This is a genomic window from Mycobacterium sp. (genome assembly GCF_052143115.1).
In the GTDB taxonomy this organism is placed as follows: Bacteria; Actinomycetota; Actinomycetes; order Mycobacteriales; family Mycobacteriaceae; genus Mycobacterium.
The window spans coordinates 1-17,317 of the sequence record NZ_JBKQTQ010000176.1 but is presented as its reverse complement, the minus strand read 5'-3'; the positions used below and the strand labels follow the sequence as shown (position 1 = coordinate 17,317).

General features: G+C 65.8%; 15 protein-coding genes. 6 read left to right on the top strand and 9 right to left on the bottom strand.

The features are described 5' to 3' along the window. Window positions 1-809: LLM class flavin-dependent oxidoreductase (locus tag ACLQI9_RS17875; RefSeq protein ID WP_442391984.1), on the bottom strand; the 809-nt coding region annotated here is incomplete at its 3' end. Window positions 810-929: 120 nt separating this feature from the next. Here ACLQI9_RS17875 and ACLQI9_RS17870 point away from each other — a divergent pair. From ACLQI9_RS17870 to ACLQI9_RS17850, 5 genes are all read left to right on the top strand, one after another. Beyond that, window positions 930-1,256: a hypothetical protein gene (locus ACLQI9_RS17870; protein WP_442382835.1), complete on the top strand. Its 327-nt coding sequence runs from the start codon at window positions 930-932 to the stop codon at window positions 1,254-1,256. Window positions 1,257-1,349: 93 nt separating this feature from the next. After that, a complete protein-coding gene (locus tag ACLQI9_RS17865; protein WP_442382848.1) occupies window positions 1,350-2,021 on the top strand; it encodes a GAP family protein in 672 nt (223 codons plus the stop codon). Between the two features lie 35 nt (window positions 2,022-2,056). Beyond that, the gene (locus ACLQI9_RS17860; protein ID WP_442382836.1) at window positions 2,057-3,220 is read left to right on the top strand and encodes an FAD-binding oxidoreductase; all 1,164 of its coding nucleotides are present in this window, start codon (window positions 2,057-2,059) and stop codon (window positions 3,218-3,220) included. Between the two features lie 19 nt (window positions 3,221-3,239). Beyond that, window positions 3,240-4,133, top strand: a complete 894-nt coding sequence (locus ACLQI9_RS17855; protein ID WP_442382837.1) for an aldose 1-epimerase — start codon at window positions 3,240-3,242, stop codon at window positions 4,131-4,133. A gap of 95 nt (window positions 4,134-4,228) precedes the next feature. Next, a complete protein-coding gene (locus tag ACLQI9_RS17850; RefSeq protein WP_442382838.1) occupies window positions 4,229-7,423 on the top strand; it encodes an ATP-binding protein in 3,195 nt (1,064 codons plus the stop codon). An 18-nt stretch (window positions 7,424-7,441) separates the two neighbouring features. On the opposite strand, the gene ACLQI9_RS17845 is transcribed toward ACLQI9_RS17850, so the two are convergent. The 3 genes from ACLQI9_RS17845 to ACLQI9_RS17835 form a co-directional block, all read right to left on the bottom strand. Next, window positions 7,442-8,287, bottom strand: coding sequence for a DUF5995 family protein (locus ACLQI9_RS17845; RefSeq protein WP_442382839.1), 846 nt, complete (start codon window positions 8,285-8,287; stop codon window positions 7,442-7,444). Then, window positions 8,265-9,704, bottom strand: coding sequence for a cytochrome P450 (locus ACLQI9_RS17840; protein WP_442382840.1), 1,440 nt, complete (start codon window positions 9,702-9,704; stop codon window positions 8,265-8,267). The genes ACLQI9_RS17845 and ACLQI9_RS17840 overlap by 23 nt, the downstream gene beginning before the upstream one ends. Before the next feature lie 144 nt (window positions 9,705-9,848). After that, the gene (locus ACLQI9_RS17835) at window positions 9,849-11,045 is read right to left on the bottom strand and encodes an oxygenase MpaB family protein (protein WP_442382841.1); all 1,197 of its coding nucleotides are present in this window, start codon (window positions 11,043-11,045) and stop codon (window positions 9,849-9,851) included. 152 nt (window positions 11,046-11,197) lie between these two features. Between ACLQI9_RS17835 and ACLQI9_RS17830 the strand changes: the two genes are divergently transcribed. Continuing rightward, a complete protein-coding gene (locus ACLQI9_RS17830) occupies window positions 11,198-11,491 on the top strand; it encodes a hypothetical protein (protein ID WP_442382842.1) in 294 nt (97 codons plus the stop codon). On the opposite strand, the gene ACLQI9_RS17825 is transcribed toward ACLQI9_RS17830, so the two are convergent. From ACLQI9_RS17825 to ACLQI9_RS17805, 5 genes are all read right to left on the bottom strand, one after another. After that, on the bottom strand, window positions 11,486-14,101 hold the full coding sequence (locus ACLQI9_RS17825) for a LuxR C-terminal-related transcriptional regulator (protein WP_442391983.1): 2,616 nt from the start codon (window positions 14,099-14,101) through the stop codon (window positions 11,486-11,488). The genes ACLQI9_RS17830 and ACLQI9_RS17825 overlap by 6 nt on opposite strands. Before the next feature lie 396 nt (window positions 14,102-14,497). Then, complete coding sequence (locus tag ACLQI9_RS17820) at window positions 14,498-14,869, bottom strand: heat shock protein transcriptional repressor HspR (protein ID WP_442391982.1); 372 nt, start codon at window positions 14,867-14,869, stop codon at window positions 14,498-14,500. Then, a complete protein-coding gene (gene dnaJ / locus ACLQI9_RS17815) occupies window positions 14,869-16,056 on the bottom strand; it encodes a molecular chaperone DnaJ (RefSeq protein WP_442382845.1) in 1,188 nt (395 codons plus the stop codon). Before dnaJ ends, ACLQI9_RS17820 begins: the two co-directional genes overlap by 1 nt. A gap of 68 nt (window positions 16,057-16,124) precedes the next feature. Beyond that, window positions 16,125-16,820, bottom strand: coding sequence for a nucleotide exchange factor GrpE (gene grpE, locus ACLQI9_RS17810; protein WP_442382846.1), 696 nt, complete (start codon window positions 16,818-16,820; stop codon window positions 16,125-16,127). After that, the coding region (locus ACLQI9_RS17805) for an Hsp70 family protein (RefSeq protein ID WP_442391981.1) at window positions 16,817-17,317 on the bottom strand (501 nt) is incomplete at its 5' end. The genes grpE and ACLQI9_RS17805, both read right to left, overlap by 4 nt.

Below are 17,317 nucleotides of genomic sequence, written 5' to 3'. Positions count from 1 at the left end.
TCGGTGAGCGCCTCGTCGAAGCCCATCCGCCCGAAATGGCCTCGGTAGCCGAGCGTTTTGTCCACGCCGGGCCAAGCCAGCGCGTAACCCATCAGCGCCTTGATGTAAGCGCGGCGCGCGGCGTCCTCGTCGTCGTCCACGCTGATCCGGATGTACTCGATCATGGCGAGCTCACTTGGGTCGCGCCCGGCCGCTCGCGCACCCTTGGCCACAATTTCGCGGCTGGCCGCCACCTGCTGCGGCGTGCACCAGTTGAGGGATGCGCCATCCGACGCCTCGCCGGCAAGAGTCAGCATCTTGGGGCCGAGGGCGCCCAGCACCACGGGCACCTTCGGTGGCGGCGACCCAAGAGTGAAGCCGCGCAACGTGATTGCCTCACCTTCGTGGTCCACGGTCTCGCCGGCCAGCAGGGCGCGCAGCGTGACGAGCCACTCGCGCATTGTGGCGACCGGCCGCAGATCCTTTTTCAGGCCGACCGCCTGCCGGAACGCGGGAAGGTGCAGGAGCCCCGAACCGATGCCGAGAACGAACTTGCCGCCGCTGATCTCGCCGACCGTCGCCGCACCCGATGCCAGCGCCGGAACAGACCAGTAGCCGACCGGGATGACCGACACGCCTGTTCCAATACCGCCCGGCACCACGTCCGCGCTGGCGACCGACCATTGGGCACAGATCTGCATTGGGTCGCGGTCAATGCTGGCGTTGGTCCACGCGCTCCGATAGCCGAGGCGCGCAGCGTGCCTGCCAAGCTGTCGGTACTGATCCCAAGACAACCCAAGGCTCCGATCGAGCCCGACTCCAACCTGCACGCCACGCCATCCTTTCTGGACACTCAATACCCCCGTTTTACGACAACACCGCCGAAGCCCGACCGCATCCTCGCCAACCGAACATGACTGCGGCCACCGATTCGAACGTATGATCGATTGGTGGGCGACCTCGCGTCGATCGGATACAACGGGCAGCCGGTCCGCAACCCGTTTCGGCTGGTGCGACCGCCGATCACCGTGCTGGTTGACCTGACGGTGCTCTTCCCGCGGGAGCCGCACCGCTCGGGGCGCTACCACCCGAACGGCTTGCAGCTGCACAAGGTCGTCGAGGGCCGGCTGACCTGCTGGGGCATTTGCGAGCAGGGTGATTGGTGGGGGCTGGTGACCTACCCGATCGTCTACGGGTCCAAGCGCAAAACCGTCACACACTGGGTACCGGCCTGGACGCTGCGCCGCAACGATGCGGGCGAGAAACGAGCCCGCTGAGGCGCGGCGCAATCCGACGCTGCGCCGCAAACGCTAGCTGAACGGTCGGCTCTCACGCAGCGTTCGTCACCTAGCAATGCGAAGATGCAGCCCGTGACAGGAAGTTGGGGTTCCGTACTGGCCACGCTGATTCCGCTCGCGCTGGTCATCGCGCTCTCACCGTTGTCGATCATCCCGGCGGTGCTGGTGCTACACGCGGCGCGCCCGAGGCCGACCGGCCTCGCCTTCCTCGGCGGCTGGCTGTTGGGACTGGCCGCGCTGACCGCGGTCTTCGTCGTGTCCTCCGGCGCGCTCGGCGCGCTGCGCGAGTCGCCGCCCGCCTGGGCGTCCTGGCTGCGCGTCGTCCTCGGATTGGCGCTCATCGGGTACGGGATCTACGAGTGGCTGACCCGGCAACGCCACACCGAGTCGCCAAAGTGGATGCGGTCTTTCGCAACCCTCACGCCAGGGCGCGCGGGAATAACAGGGCTGGTGCTGGCGGTGATCAGGCTCGAGGTGCTGATCATGTGCGCGTTGGCCGGTTTGGCGATCGGCGGCAGCGGGCTGGGCATGGCGGCCAACTGGCTGGCTGCCGCGGTCTTCGTCGCCGTCGCCGCATTCACCGTCGCCATCCCGGTCCTGGCCTACGCGGGCGCAGGTGACCGCCTCGACGATCCGATGGCCCGGCTCAAGGACTGGATGGAGCGGAACAATGCCGCGTTGCTCGCGGCGATCCTGCTGGTGATCGGTTTGATGGTGCTCCACAACGGCGTTAAAGCGCTGTAACGGGGGCCGCTCAACCCCGCATAAAATCGTCGGGCGTGAGCCTCAACGACCGGGATGCACTGGCGGTATTGCATGCTGCCATCGACCCGGACGACGAAAACGGGCTCATCGGCCGGTTTTACACGCGCTGGTTTTCTCTCGACGTTTCGCCACGCGACCTGTTCCCGCCGGACATGGGCGGCCAGCGGGCCGCCTTTGCCCATGCGCTGAACTGGGTGTACGGCGAGCTGGTCGCCCAGCGTGCTGAGGAGCCGGTGGCGTTTTTGGCGCAGCTGGGACGCGACCATCGCAAATACGGTGTGCTGCCTGAGCACTACGAGACGTTAGGGCAGGCGCTGCACGCGACCCTGCGAGACGAGCTGGCCGAGGCGTGGACCGACGCCGTCGACGCGGCCGCCCGGCAGTCGCTGAACCTGATCACCGGGGTGATGCGTGGCGCGGCGGAGGCCGAGGAGGGGCCAGCCTGGTGGGACGGCACGGTGATCGAACACCTGCGGATATCCCGCGACCTGGCCGTGATTCGGCTGCAGCTGGGCCGCCCGATGCGCTATCACGCGGGCCAGTACGTCAACGTCGCGGTGCCGCAGTGCCCGCGGCGGTGGAGATATCTCACGCCCGCCATCCCGCCGGACGACAGCGGCGCCATCGAGTTCCATGTCCGGGCGGTCTCTGGCGGCATGGTCAGCAACGCCATCGTCCACGAGACCCAGCCCGGCGACCGGTGGCGGCTGTCCAACCCACACGGCGGCTTGCAGGTCGACCGCGATGGTGGCGACGTGCTGATGGTGGCGGGCAGCACCGGGCTGGCGCCGCTGCGCTCGATCGTCATGGACCTCACCCGCTGGGGTGTGAACCCGCGTGTGCACATGTTCTTCGGCGGCCGCTACCCCTGCGAGCTCTACGATCTGCCCACCTTGTGGCAGATTGCCGCGCACAATCCCTGGCTGTCGGTATCGCCGGTCTCCGAGCACAACCGCAACCCGGCCTGGGCCGCCGACTATCCCGATGTGACGCCGCCGCGAGGGCTGCATCTGCGCCAGACCGGCAAGCTGATGGACGTCGTCACCAAATTCGGCAACTGGGGGGACCGGCAGATCCTGATCTGCGGCGGACCGGAGATGGTGCGCGCCACCAAGGCCGCGCTGATCGCCAAAGGGGCGCCGCCGGACCGGATTCAGCACGATCCGCTTTACAGCTAACCTTGGCTAGTCTTATCAGGTGCACCCTGTCACTTTGCGCGACTCGTCGTCGAATCTCGAGGCCCAGTTCGTCCCGGACGCCGGCATGATCGGCGTTTCATTGACCGACTCGGGCGTCGAACTGCTCGGCCAACGCCGCGGTCTGGACGCCTACATGACCAACGGCAAAACAATGGGTATCCCGATCCTGTACCCGTGGGCAAATCGGCTGGGCGCCAACACTTACACGGCAGAGGACACGACGGTCACGCTGACTCCTGGCCAGCACGGAGTGCGAGCCGATCCCAACGGACTGCCGATCCACGGGGTGCTGGCCGCCTATCCGCGCTGGCGGGTAACGGCTGAGTCTGCGGACGAGCTCACCGTCGAGCTGGACTTCGGCGCCGATCCAGAGTTACTGGCCAGCTTTCCATTTCCGCATCTGCTGGCGGTGACGGTGCGGCTCGCCGCCCGAGCCTTGACGGTGCGCACCGAGGTGACCCCCACCGGGGACGACGCAGTTCCGCTGTGCTTCGGCTTCCACCCGTATCTTCAGCTGCCCGGTTTGTCGCGGGAGGCGTGGATCATCGAAGCCCCGCCACTCCGCCAGCTGCGCCTCGACGGGCGGGGACTGCCCACCGGCGAGGCGAGACGACAACCGGCCATGACTGAACCATTGGGCGACAAGGCTTTTGACGACGGGTATGACGAGGTTGCCGATGGCGCCGTGTTCGCGGTGTCCGGTGGTGGCCGCCGTATCGAGGTTCACTTCGACGAGGGCTATCCGGCGGCGCAGATCTTCGCACCGCCGGGCGGGGATGTGGTGTGCTTCGAGCCGATGACGGCGCCCACCGATGCGCTGCGCCGTGGCGGCTACCGATCAGCGCGCCCCGGCGGCTCGGCGGTCGCCGTGTTCTCGATTCGCGTTGCCTGACCTGCGGCCTGCCGGAGCAACTGAGGCTATTAGGCATGCGCTGAAAATGGCGCGGCCGACAGGTACCCTTAGCCAATCTAGGGCAGGAGGAGTAGGTGAGCCCTGGCGAGAGCGGTGTATCGATCGACGAATTGCTGGACCGCGCGGTGCGGGCCATCAACGAAGGGGACCACGCCACCGCCACCACCTTGGCCAGCCGGGTTCTTTCAGTCGACCACAACAACCCGGAAGCCGAGGACCTACTCACAGCGCCGGCTCGCTACGGTGAAATACGCCGACTGACAATCATGTTCGCCGACCTGGTCGACTCGACAGCGCTGTCCACCCGTTTAGAACCGGAGACGTATCGCACGTTGGTCGGCCACTATCGGGATGAGGTGCGCCGGGTCGTCGATCGATATGAAGGCCACGTCAGCTCCATCAAGGGCGACGGACTGCTAGTGGTGTTCGGTCACCCTAACGCGCACGAGAACGACGTGCGACGCGCCGTAGCAGCGGGGCTGGACATCACCCGCGCAGTGGCGCAGCTCAGCGAGCAGGCCGAACGCAAGTTCGCCGTGGCCATCAACGTGCGGGTCGGCATCCATCGTGGCCTGGTCTACCTCGACACCGACCAGGACGACGTGTACGGATTTGCGGCCAACCTGACCGCCCGGCTTTGCGGTGTGGCCGAGCCGGGCACGGTGGCGGTGTCGGATTCGGTCGCACCGTTGGTGCGTGACTCGTTCGAACTCGATGTACGTCCCCCGGTCCCGGTGAAGGGTGTCGAAGGATTGGTCAGCCACCACCGGGTGCTCGGCGAGCGGCCAGAAGCACCGCCGCTGCGGTCGCCACCCCTGATCGGGCGTGACCGAGAGCGCAGCTGGCTGCAGCAGAGCTGGCACCGGGCGCGTGACGGCGTGCTGACTAGCCCGGGCATCGTATTTCGCGGTGAGCCGGGAATCGGTAAGACCCGGCTCGCGACCGAGGCGGCCGAATTAGTCCGGAGTTCAGGCGCGCCCGTCATCGAGCTGTTTGGCTCGCCGCTGCATACCGACACCGGCCTGCATCCGGTGCGCAGGCTCGTGGAGCGCCGATGCGGTATCACCCGGCTCACCGACGGCCCGGAGCGTCTGCGCTTACTTCAAGCCGAACTACGTGCCTGCGAACTGGATCCCGCGAGCGCGGTGCCTTTGCTCGCGCCGGTACTTGGCGTCGGTCCTGAACACGGCTATCACCCGGCTGCTGTCGAAGGCCGAACCCTTTATGAGTTGATCGGCGCGACGGTTCAGCAATATGTCCTGGCCCGCATCGGTGATCAAGCCGGATTAGTGGTCGCCGAGGACGTGCACTGGTTCGACCCGTCCACCATAGAGCTGCTCAACTCGTTGCTGGGAGCCGCGGACGGACGGCTGCTGGTGGTCTTGACCGGACGCGAAGGCGATTGGCTGCGAACCGATTGGCCGGTAACGCTTTTCGACCTTGCGCCGCTGACCGACGAGCAGTCCGATGCGCTGATCAGTGAGTTGCACCCGTCGGTGACCGACGCCCAGCGGGCCGCGATACGCAGCCGATGTGACGGGGTGCCGTTCTATATCGAGCACGTCGTCGCCGAACTTGATGCCGCCGGAGCCGAGTCTGGGGTACCCGAGCCGCTGTATGAGCCGCTGTTCGCCAGGCTGCATCACCCCCACGCCGATGTTGTGCCGGTGGTGGAGGCGGCCGCCGTCATCGGGCGCGCCGGTGATCTCCCGTTGCTGCGCTCGGTGGTCGGACGCGACGCCAAAGACGTCGACGGCGTCGTCACCGAACTCGTGCGGGCGCGTGTGCTCGAACGACGCAGGACCCACAGCTGGCGATTTCGCCATGAGCTGCTCCGGGAGGTGGCGGTCGAGCTGGCTCCGCCATCGCTTCGCCGTGATCTGCATGCCCGCGCTGCCCACGCGCTGGTCGACGCGGCGGCCGCCGCCGAGCCGGACTGGCGTGTGGTCGCGACCCACTTCGAGCAGGCACGGCAATACGACGAAGCCGTTGAGGCCTACCAGAAGGCCTCGGTGAACGCCCGACGGCGCGGCGCTCTCCAGGAAGCGCTGGCTTGCCTCACGACGGCACTCAGCCAGCTCACCCGCTGCACCGCGGGCTCGGCACGAGACCGCAGGGAGATCGCCATTCGGCTGGAGCGTGGTTTCTTGGCGGGCACCACGCAAGGCAGCCAGAGCGGTGCGGGACCCGCCGACTTCCAACGGTGCCTGGCCTTGGCGAGCACCGGCAACTACCAAGATGAGTTGTTCAGCACGCTCACCGCGCTGATCAGCTACTACGTGCCGCGGGCCGAACTGCGTCGGGCCCATGAGCTGCTCGACTCGCTGTCCGCCCGGATCACCAGGGACCGGCCCTGGAGTTATCCGGCCATAGCGTCATCGTTGGGTTCCGTCACCTGGCTGGAAGGCGACTTCACCGCCGCCCGCGGACACCTGCTGCGGGCGCTGGCCGATCGTTCCGCCGCCGATCCGCGCGTGCTGGAAACCGCCTGGTGGGTGGCCGTCGACCCGATCTCGGCGGCAAACAACTTCCTGGCACTGACACATATGGTCTGCGGGGACCTCGACCGGGCCAAGGCGGAGTTGGCCGACTCGGTCCGGCGATGCGAGGGTCTGGGATTCCCGCTGAATGCACACAACAGGGCACACACCTACTTCATGGAAATCTGGGTTTGCCTAGAGGCCGGCCAAATTGAGGAAGCATCCACCCTGGTTGCCCTCCTTCGCCAGCTGAGCGAGCAGTCGGGGCTCGACTTGTGGCAGTGGGTTGGCAGAACCGAACACGGCACGGTCAAAGCGCTGGCCGCGCTGGCCGCTGGTGCCGACGCCGCCACGCTGGCGGCCCGGGCCGAAAACCTAACGCTACGGGTGGACGGGTCGCGCTTCATCCACCTGAATAGCTACCTCACTTTTCACGACGCGATTATCGGCCGCCTGCTGATTGCCGCGGGCCAGCCGGAGAAGGCGCGTGAGCGATTGGAGATGGCGCTGCGGCACGCGGAAGAGACGGGGATGCGCTTCCACGACGCCGAGCTGATGCGTGTGCGCGCTCATACGTTCACCGAGCCCGATGCGCGCCGCGCGGCCCTGGCCGCCGCGCTCGAGTTAGCACGCCACCAGGGCGCGACTCTGTTCGAATTGCGTTGCCTGCTGGATTCTTTCGACCTGCTCGGTGACGGGGATCGGTCCGAGCTGGCCGGCCTTATCAGCCGCTTTCCTGGCGACACTCGTTGGGCGGAATTCGCACGGGCGCAAGAAATTCTCTCGTGACCTACGGTCGCGACTAGATCAGCGGTGAGCCTTCGCAACCTTCTCGGGGCGCTTCGAGATTCCTTCCAGCGCATCAAGGTTGCTACGAATGTTGTCGCTCTCATGCTTGGCGACGGCGCGAACGAGCGGCGGGAACGGTGACCACCGCCCGGACGGTTGCAGATACCAGGAACTCAGCGCCGCGGTCCAGGCCTCCTGGTGCACTGTCTTCTCCTTCGCGTTCCGCGGATGCATCGCCATGTAGAAGGCGAAAAGCCAAGCGCCTTCACGCATTTTCGTCAGCCACCGCTGAAAGACACGGACCTCGTCCGGTAGCAGCAAGCGGACCCAGCGGAGCTCGGGGGAAAGCCGCTGGACCTCCTTGTTAATGCCCGGAATCTGCCTGCAGAGCAGCTCGTTGACGCGGTCGTAATCTTCTCTCAGTGAGTCCGGCCAATTACCCGCGACCGTCAAGAGGGCGAGACCCAGGTCGAAACTAATGTGTGCATTCAGTCCGGCCAGCATGTACTGCACAATGATCGCTTGATGGTCCGGGTCGCCGACGAATGCGACCTCCCAGGGAAGCGTCAGACCCTCGAACTCGTCCGGGTAGAAGTAGGCGTTCAACGCGTTGAAGTAGCGCTTGGCAAAGGCTACGTCGAGCCGCTCTATACGGGGCCCGTCGGCGAACGTTCCGTCGTTGATGGCGTCTCGAATGGCGCGAGTGATCCGCCGGTATAGGACAGCGAAGTAACCGATGGCGTTCTGTGCTTCTTTGGCCCAGTCGATGATCTGATCGATATTGCGCAAAACATCGTCGATGGTTTCGGGTTCTTCGAGGCGTTCCAGTGGGAGTGGCGGGCTAGGAGTCACAGCAGTAGACATCTCTGAGGAACCTCCGGTTCAATCGATCCACGCGCTGTCCAACCCGGGCTCGGATCGGGGCGGCGGCGATCATCGTCAGTGGGGTAATGGTAGGGAAATCGCCGCTCAGTGAAAGGATTTTGGCCCGCCGAACGATCGTCGCCAGGGCGAGGGTCGCCTCGAGCATCGCGATATGATCGCCGATGCATGCTCGCGGGCCGCCACCGAACGGCAGATACTGCCAGCGGTCACGGCCTTTGGAATGCTCCGGACTGAACCGGTCGGGGTCGAAGCGCAGCGGATCTTCCCAGAGGGCAGGGTCGCGATGCATGGCGTAGATGGCGACGATGGCGCACGTTCCCGCGGCCACGCGGTAGCCGTCGACCTCGATGTCGGCCATCACCGTGCGTCCCACCGCCGGCGCCGGCGGGCACAAGCGCAGCGCCTCATGCAGAACCTGCACGGTGTAACGCAGTCGCGGCATGTCCTCGTGGGTGAGCCGGCGGTCACCGAGCGCGTCGGCTTCCGCGGCCACCCGTTGCTGCAGCTCGGGCCGGTGACCCAACGCCCACAGCGCATAGGTCAACGCGGTGGAGGTGGTGTCATGACCGGCGAGCAGAAACAACACCAACTCGTCGCAGATCGCGCGATCAGACAGCGGCTGGCCGGTCTGCGGGTCGGTGGTCTGCATCAGGGCACGCACCAGCGGCGCGTCGCGTGTCGGGTCGGCTCGGCACGCGCTCAGGATCTCGGCCGCCAACGCGTGCAGGGCGGCGCTGGACGCGCGGGCTCTCCGCTGCCCACGAGTGGGCCACCAGCGGGGCAGGTTGACCGGGCGCAGTGCCCGGTCGGCCGCCCACTTGCCGCCGGTACGAAGCGCGGCTCCCACCACCTGCGTTCGTTCGGCCAGATCGGTTGCGAGTATCGAATGGCCTAACGCTCGCAACGTCAGTGCGCGGCACTCGGCGTCCAGGTCGACCGCGGCCCCGAGTGCCCAGCGGTCGGCAAGCTGTTCGGCGACCTCAGCCATGTGCCCGGCGAACTGGGGAACGTGGTGTTTGGTGAAGATCGGCTGCAGCGCGCGGCGGCGCGGCAGCCACTCGCGATGCGGCATCACCAGCAGGTTGTCGCCCACCAGCCGACGGAGCTCCAATGCGATCGGCGTCGCGGCGCGCTCGGCGAATGCGTCCGTGCGTGCCAGGACGTCGTGGGCACCCTGCGGGGAGGAGACAAACACCAGCGGCGGCATCATCCACTTTGGCCCCAGCACATTTCGGGTCACCGATCCGCCCGACTCCCGCAACAGCTCGAGGCCGCTATCGAACTGTCTGGCCGCCGTCAGCCGCCGCCAGTACGGCAGCGGGTTCTTCGGCGCCAGCGCCAATGCGGTTACATGTGAGCCTGCGGTGACGTCTGGCCCTGTGATCGTTGCCGTCATGTCCACCAGCGTGGGCCGGCTAGGGTGGCGCGGTCACGCGTAGTCGACTACTGCATCTTGTCCGCGACGGTACTCAGAACGACATGCCAAGCGTTCGAGAGCCGCTGTCCGCTTCATGGTCTTGGACGAGCGGGATGCGTGATATCACGCCGACAGTCCCCAGCTGCGGGCGAGGTGATCGGGCATGTCGAACGGCGCCCGCTCCCCACCGCGCTCAAGCCTGAACAGGCCATGGACCAAGTCGTATCCGAATGGGCGAGCTATGCGCGATGCCAGTTCGTAACGCGGGGTGTCACGGTGGCTCTGGCCGAAGATGTGCACGAAGAACCATTTGTTGAGCCGGGTGAGCCGCCCCAGCTCGGGAAGCTTCGACTTCGGAACGTCAATCATGTCGGCGATGTCGTCGCCGATCAGGTGGCGAATCAGCGGCGGGATCGTCTCCTGGAAACTGTGGAAGGGCGTCATCTCGTCCATCAGATCGAGCAGCGCCTTGGTCATGTCCTTCCCTTCGGGCGACGCCTTGAACCGCCTGTCCCGAATGGCGTCGACAAGCGCCTTGGCATCGCCCTTCCCACGCACGCGCAGCTCGTCGTCCACGCCCATCAAGTGGCCGATGACGTCCCATAGGTGCAGGTATGCGTCGACGTCCGTGGCGGGCAGGCGAACGCCCAGTCGAGGCAGCGAATCGGCGACGATATACGAAAACGCGAGGCGTGTCCCGGCCAGGTCCTCCTGGTTGATCGGTGTGCCCCAGTCCTTATGCCACAATGGGGGCTCGTCTCCGCAAACGGGAGGTGCCCCTTGATCGTTGCGGGCCATGATCAGGTGGCGCACGGCCGCGTGCATCAGGCGGACGCGCTGGATGGTGCGCCGGCCCTTGCCGTGTTCGTCGTCGAGGCCGCCAACGGTGAGCACGTCGATCAGGAATTGGCCGGTCTCCATCACCCGCCGCCGCGCGTCGGTATCGAGCCGGGCGGTCAGGTAGAGCACCTTCACGCCGTCGGCTGCCGCGTACGACGCGGGGAGAGATGCGCAGAACAGGCATAAGGTGATCAGGACGCCCCATGTCTCGTATAGCTGCTGCCCGCGCTTGATCTTGCCCATGTCGGCCCACTCGGGCAGGGCCAGGCTCTCCGTCAGGTAGTCCCGAATCTCTGCGGGCAACGCCTCCGGCACCGGCTGGTCGTTGCGCACCAGCGTGCGCATGATCGCATTGACCGCGTCGACGCCGCCAGCCTTGAACACGGCCCTGACCGCCTTGTCCGCAAACTCATCGCCCGTGTTTTGCATGCGATCCAGCAGCGTGTCTGTCCATCTGGAGCTTCCGTTTGCGCCCGCCATGCGCAAAGCCTGTCAGACCTTGCGGGGCTTACCTGTCGGTCAAGTAGTGATCAGCCGTAATACGAGTAGTCGGCTACGCGTGCTTCCCGACCGTCGCCAGTCGTACGTTCCACACATCATCACAGGCCCACACCGTGTGGAGGCGATCAGGAATGACGGATTTAAGACTGTCCATCGAGGAAACGCAGGATGCCATCACCGGCACCCAACCGACCGTAAGTAAGGACAACCTGTCACAGGCGCCGGTTCTGATCAGCGAACAAGAGGTGATGCTCGGCACCGCGGCAGCCGTGCGCCCACGGTACACCCAGATCACCCGCCGAATGATCAACGCGCTTCATGTCGTCGGCGCCGCGTTGCAGCCGCCGCCGCCGCGGCCCCGCTACACTCGTCGCGCCTATTACCTCGAGCGCGCCGCCATGTCACGAGAAATGGACAGGTTATGAGCTGCCCTGCCCGGCGCGCAACATCTCGACCAGCTCCTCGCGGGAACCCGCTCCCAGGCGCTGGTACGCGCGATACACGTGGCCTTCAACGGTGCGCACCGATGTGACGAGCCGGTCGGCAATCTCTTTATTGGACAACCCTGCGGCGACCAGTTCGATGATCTCGCGTTGACGGCCGGTCAACGGTTGACCTATCGGGTTTCGCAACGCCGGCGTGCACAGGCCGCCGCAGTCGGTGGCGAGCTGCTGCGCCAGCGCTGCGGCATGCAGGCTGCGCTTGCGCTGCTGGTTGCGGCTGAAAGCCACGGCCGCCTGAGCGGCGACGTCCGCGGCAGCGGCCCGATCGCCGAGCGCCCGGTAGTCTGCCGATACCACGAGCAGACCTTCCCCGTCGTCGGCTAACAACGATTCGGTATGCCGCGCAACGGCATCGGCAAGGGGAAGCGATAATTCATTGGCCAGTTCACGCGCGCGTATCGCGCCCGATGTGTCGCCCCATTGAGCCGCCACTTGCGCGCAGGCCAGTTCATGTGTTGGCTGGTTACGCTCGCGTGCATCTGCGCTGGCAGCGTGGGCGATCGAGATCGCGTCGGTCAGATACCCGCCGGCCGCCAGCGCCCAACCACTGGCCACCGCCAGAGCGGTCTGCATGAACAGGTAATCGGCCGGCACGCATCGGCGCGCTTCGTTGATCGCGTCGTTGGCGGCATCGAGCTGGCCCAGCTTGGCGTGCGCTTCCGCCAGCGCGAAGCAACTCGCCGGTTGTAAACCGGTTTTGACGCTGTGCTTTTCCGCCCCGGCCTTCGCCTCATGCAGGAGTTTCAGCGCGGCGGGAATCTCGCCGCGCGCGAGCTCGGCGTGGCCCAGCAAGAAAGCAAGGTTCGCATACGCCAGACCGGGAACGTCGCGTACCGACTCGGATAGCTGCTTGGCCGAGCGCACGCATTCGTCGATCCGCCCGGTCAACCGGCAAGCGCGCGCATAGACGCCGCCATACCAGAACCTCAACGGCGACGCCTGAAACGAGTTGATCGCACGGTCGATGGCCTCCGCCACGACGTCGGTAATGTCGTCGGTTCTGCCGAGCGCGCCTTCCGCGCTGGTCAACGCAATGGACGCCAACATGGCGTGAAAGTCGGGCAGCGTGGGCGAACGCAGCGCCGCCCGTGCCTTTTCCGCCGCGGTTTCGCAGCGGGCCATCACCGCGTCCACGCATGATTCGACCGCGGCGCGCTCGGCCCGCTCCGCCGCGGATTCCCGCGTCGATGCCAGACCGTCGAGAATGGCCGATGCCTGTCGGGGACGGCCGAGATTCCAGATCAGATTGGCTGCCCGCACGGTTGCCCAGTGATGTCCGTCGGGGTCATCCCGACCGATTCCGGCCAGGATCACCTCGGCTTTGTCTCCATGCCCGCGCCCTGCCAGGCTTATCGCGCGCAGGCCGACGGCCTCGCTGGCCCCCGCATCGGCAGCGGCGGTGGCGAATCGGTCGGACAGGTCGAGGTCGAGCAGCGTCATCGCGAACCGCGCCGCCTCCAGGAACAGATCAGGGTCAGGGGGAAGGTCTGATTCGAGCGCGAGCAACGCCCGGCGCACCGTCGCGTGCAGGTCGGCGTCGGCCTCCTTGGCCAACCGTTGCGCCAGCTTGCCGCGGATTCGCGACAGATATATCTCGCTGGCCGCGGCCCGCCGAAGCTCACCGAACAACGGATGGGCCAGTCGGGCCATGAGCTTGGAGCCGCTGCGTTCCACGGTGACCAGGTTCATCTGTTCGGCCGCCTCGAGATCGCGGCGGTGCACCAGGTCGCAGAGCACGTCGACCGCGAGCGGCTCGTACTGCGACAACGTATCGACGACCAGCCCCACATCGGGGGTTAGCCCGCTCAATTGCCGACCGACCATGTCGCCGATGCTGTCCGACACCGCGACGCGTTCGTCCCACATCCACACCCCGGCGACCTGCCGTATCGCGCCGGCGGCGATCTGGTCCTTGAGCAATTGCCGCAGAAACAGCGCGTTGCCTCCGGTCAGTTTCCAGAACCGTTTGGCGCTGCGACTATCGACCACGCCACCAAGCGTGGTCTCGATCATGCGGTGGGTCTCCGGAGCCGACAGCGGTTGGAGGTCCAGGCGGGTCAGCAGGTCATCTTTCCACAGCGCAGTAATTGCATCGGGCTCTTCGCCGCCCGTGCGCACCGTGACCACCAGCCGTGTCCCATGGGCCTGGGCCAGCTGGTGCACGACGTGAGCCGACAATCCGTCGAGAAGATGCGCGTCATCGACCCCGATCAAGACACGGCCCTTGCGTTGTTGGGCAACAAAAGAACTGATGACACGTCGCACATCAGATATCGGGTCGGTCATGTTGTCGCATATCGACGCGGTGAATGCGCCCAGTGGGAGCTGTCGAGCGGACTGGGTGCCGACAATCCAATATGTTCGCTCGCCTAACGCTTCAGCGCGGGCCAGCACTTCACGCGCGAGCCGGGTCTTACCCACTCCCGCCGGTCCGACGATGACGGCGCCGGAGTGATCCCCAACTCTACTGAGCGCACGGCGAATAGCATCTAGTTCGTTGTCGCGCCCCGTCAGCGGGTCGCCGCTGATCACCGAACAACTATAACCCTTGTGTTGAATTGGCGGCGCGAATTCAATTGCCATTTATACGCCGTGCCGTTCAAGCACTTCGAGGATTTCAGCGCTGCGGACACCCTCGCTGTGGCGCAGGAGGTGGCGGAGGTCGGTTACCGCTGTTTACAGGGCTTCAAGCCGTGCAGACGCTTCGGTAAAAGTATTTAGCCAGCTGTCGTAGTCTCTATAGTCGCGCTGGTTCGAGAGATCGAACATTTCGGGATGTTCTCCTAACGATACGAGAACTTTCGCGAACAACGTAAGGCCCCTAGTCGCGCGACAGCACGAGTAGCGGACTACCTCAGTTTTTACGCAATGTCGTGCAAGTACCTAAGTCTGGCCGACGCGTTGCGTCCCCGGCTTGCGCTGACGGAGTTAGCGCCGTGGCTGCCAAACCACGACCGCGGTGCTCTTGGGCACCACGGCGACGTCACGCCGCTGGTTGGCCCGCAACGCCTCGATCTCGGCAGCCATTTCCTGGAGCCGTGCCTGCAGCGCCGCGACCTGGTTGGTCAACTCGATAATGCGTTTGATCCCAGCCAGATTGACGCCCTCGTCCTGGGAGAGCCGCTGCACTTCACGGAGCAGCTCGACGTCATGCTGCGAATAACGGCGCCCACCACCGGAACTGCGGAGGGGGCTGACCAGGCCGAGCCGGTCATAGGTACGCAGCGTCTGCGCATGCATGCCGGCCAGCTCGGCGGCCACCGAGATCAAAAAGGTCCGCGCCTCGTCCTTTTTGGCCATCAGCGATTACCTGCCCATCCGGCCCGCGGGTCGAAACCACCGGAGCGCTCGGCGACCGCGTAGGCCTCCAACGCCTCCTTCGCGGCACCCTCCAGGTTGGGCGGGACTGCGACTTTGACGGTGACCAGCAGGTCGCCCTGACCGCCGGAACGCTTGGGCACACCGCGTCCACGAACCCGCAGGATGCGGCCGTCGGCCGTGCCTTTGGGCACCCGAACACCAACCTTGCCGTCCAGCGTCGGCACCGAAAGCGTTGTACCCAAAGCTAATTCGGTGAAGCTGACCGGCACGGTGACGGTGAGGTCATCGCCATCGCGGCCAAAGACTTTGTCCGGCGTCACGTGCACGGTGACATACAGGTCACCCGACGGGGCGCCGCGCAGTCCGGCCTCACCCTGACCGGCCAGCCGGATTCGTTGTCCGTCCTCGACGCCAGGTGGGATCCGCACGTTGATGGTGCGGGTGCGGGTGGTGACACCGGTTCCCTTGCATTCCTCGCACGGGTGCTCGATGATCGACCCGCTGCCGCGGCAGTCGGTGCACGGCTCGGAGAAGCCGAAAGCGCCTTGGTTACTGCTGATTACACCCGAGCCGTTACAGGTCGGGCACACCTTCGGACTGGTGCCCGGCCTGGCTCCGCTGCCGTGACAGTTCGTGCACGGCGCCGGGCTGGTCAGCCGCAGCGGCATCGCCACGCCCTTGGTGGCCTCCATGAAGCTCAGCTCGGCTTCGGTCTCCAGGTCGTTGCCGCGACGTGGCCGGCTGGGACGTGGCGCAGCGCCGCGGCCGAACAAGCCGCCGAACAGGTCGCCGATGTTGGTGCCACCGCTGCGGCCGGCAGCGTCGAACAAATCGTTGAGGTTGAACTCGGCCCCATCAGCGCCATAGCCGCCCCCGCCGAAGCCGCCGGCGAAGTCGCCACCGTTGAATCGGCGACCGAATCCGCCTCCGGCGAACAGTCGACGGGTTTCGTCGTACTCCTTGCGCTTGGCCGGATCCGTCAGCACTTCCTTGGCCTCGGAGACGGCCTTGTACCGATCTTCGGCCGCCTTGTTGCCGGGGTTGCGGTCGGGGTGGTTCTCCGCGAGCAGCTTGCGGGCCACCCGCTTGATCTCGTCTTGGCCGGCGTCAGGAGAGACGCCCAGCTCCTTGTAGAAGTCCTTTTCGACCCATTCGCGTTGGGCCATATCGCGTCACCCCCTGCCTGCCTTTCTTTAGCCTCCGGTGGTTGTCCGTGTCCCGTCCGAACCTGTCGTTACTTGTCCGACGGCTCTGATTCTGCGTTGTGCTCACCCTCGTTCGCGTCGTTATCGACTGTGTCGACGGTCTCGGATTTGGCGGCCCCCTCGGTCCCGGCGTCAGCAGTCGAGTCATCCGGGATGGTGTCCACCACCCCGACCAGCGCGTGCCGCAAAACCTGGTCACCCAGTTTGTAGCCGTGCCGCATCACGTTGCCGATCACCGGCTTCGAGCCCTCCGACCCGTCGCCTTCGTGTTGCACGGCCTCGTGCAGCACCGGGTCGAAGTCGTCGCCCTCGGCGCCGAACGCCGTCAAGCCAAGTCCGGTGAGTGCGCCGAGCAATTTGTCGGCCACCAACTTCAGCGGCCCCGATTCCAGGTCTCCGTGACTGCGTGCACGGTCGAGATCGTCCAGCACGCCCAGTAATTGGGTGACGACGGAAGCCTTTGCGCGCTCGGCGGTCGCCTCCTGATCGCGCAACGCCCGCTTGCGGTAGTTGGCGTAGTCGGCTTGCACCCGCTGCAGATCGGCGGTCAGCTCCGCAATCTTGTCCGCGGTGGCTGCACCGTGCTCGGCCTTCGTATCTGTGGCGTCCGGCGCCGCCCCGCTCGGGGCGGCTCCGGAAGCCACGTGGCGTACTTGGCCGGTCTCGGGATCAATCCGCCGCTTGTCGGTGACGGTTACCTGTTCGCGTGGATTGGGTTCGCTCACTGGGCCTCATGGTCATCCTCGACCACCTCCGCGTCGACGACGTCATCGGCACCACCCGGGCCGGCCTCACCGCTGCCACCCGCCGCTTGCTCAGCCTGGGTGGCCTCGTAGATCGCCTGGCCGAGGGCCTGCGACTCTTGGCCCAGCTTCTCCATCGCGGACTTGATGGCGCCGATGTCGGTACCTTCCAACGCCGTCGTGGCGTCGGCGACCGCGGCGTCGACCTTGTTGAGCGTGTCCTCGGGGACCTTCGAACCACCTTCGGCCTCCCGCTGCTCCTTGACGAATTTCTCCGTCTGGTAGACCAGCGTCTCGGCCTGGTTGCGGACGTCAGCCTCCTCGCGACGCTTGCGGTCTTCGTCGGCGTGCACCTCGGCATCCTTGATCATTCGGTCGATCTCTTCCTTGGACAGGCCGGAGCCTTCCTGGATCTTGATCGTGTTCTCCTTGCCGGTGCCCTTGTCCTTGGCCGTGACGTGCACGATGCCGTTGGCGTC

Excerpts from the sequence above, each read along its gene's own strand:
- ACLQI9_RS17830 (WP_442382842.1), top strand. The coding sequence starts at position 11,198 with ATGACGGATTTAAGACTGTCCATCGAGGAAACGCAGGATGCCATCACC.
- ACLQI9_RS17820 (WP_442391982.1), bottom strand. The coding sequence starts at position 14,869 with ATGGCCAAAAAGGACGAGGCGCGGACCTTTTTGATCTCGGTGGCCGCC.
- ACLQI9_RS17835 (WP_442382841.1), bottom strand. The coding sequence starts at position 11,045 with ATGGCGGGCGCAAACGGAAGCTCCAGATGGACAGACACGCTGCTGGAT.
- ACLQI9_RS17845 (WP_442382839.1), bottom strand. The coding sequence starts at position 8,287 with ATGTCTACTGCTGTGACTCCTAGCCCGCCACTCCCACTGGAACGCCTC.
- ACLQI9_RS17840 (WP_442382840.1), bottom strand. The coding sequence starts at position 9,704 with ATGACGGCAACGATCACAGGGCCAGACGTCACCGCAGGCTCACATGTA.
- dnaJ (WP_442382845.1), bottom strand. The coding sequence starts at position 16,056 with ATGGCCCAACGCGAATGGGTCGAAAAGGACTTCTACAAGGAGCTGGGC.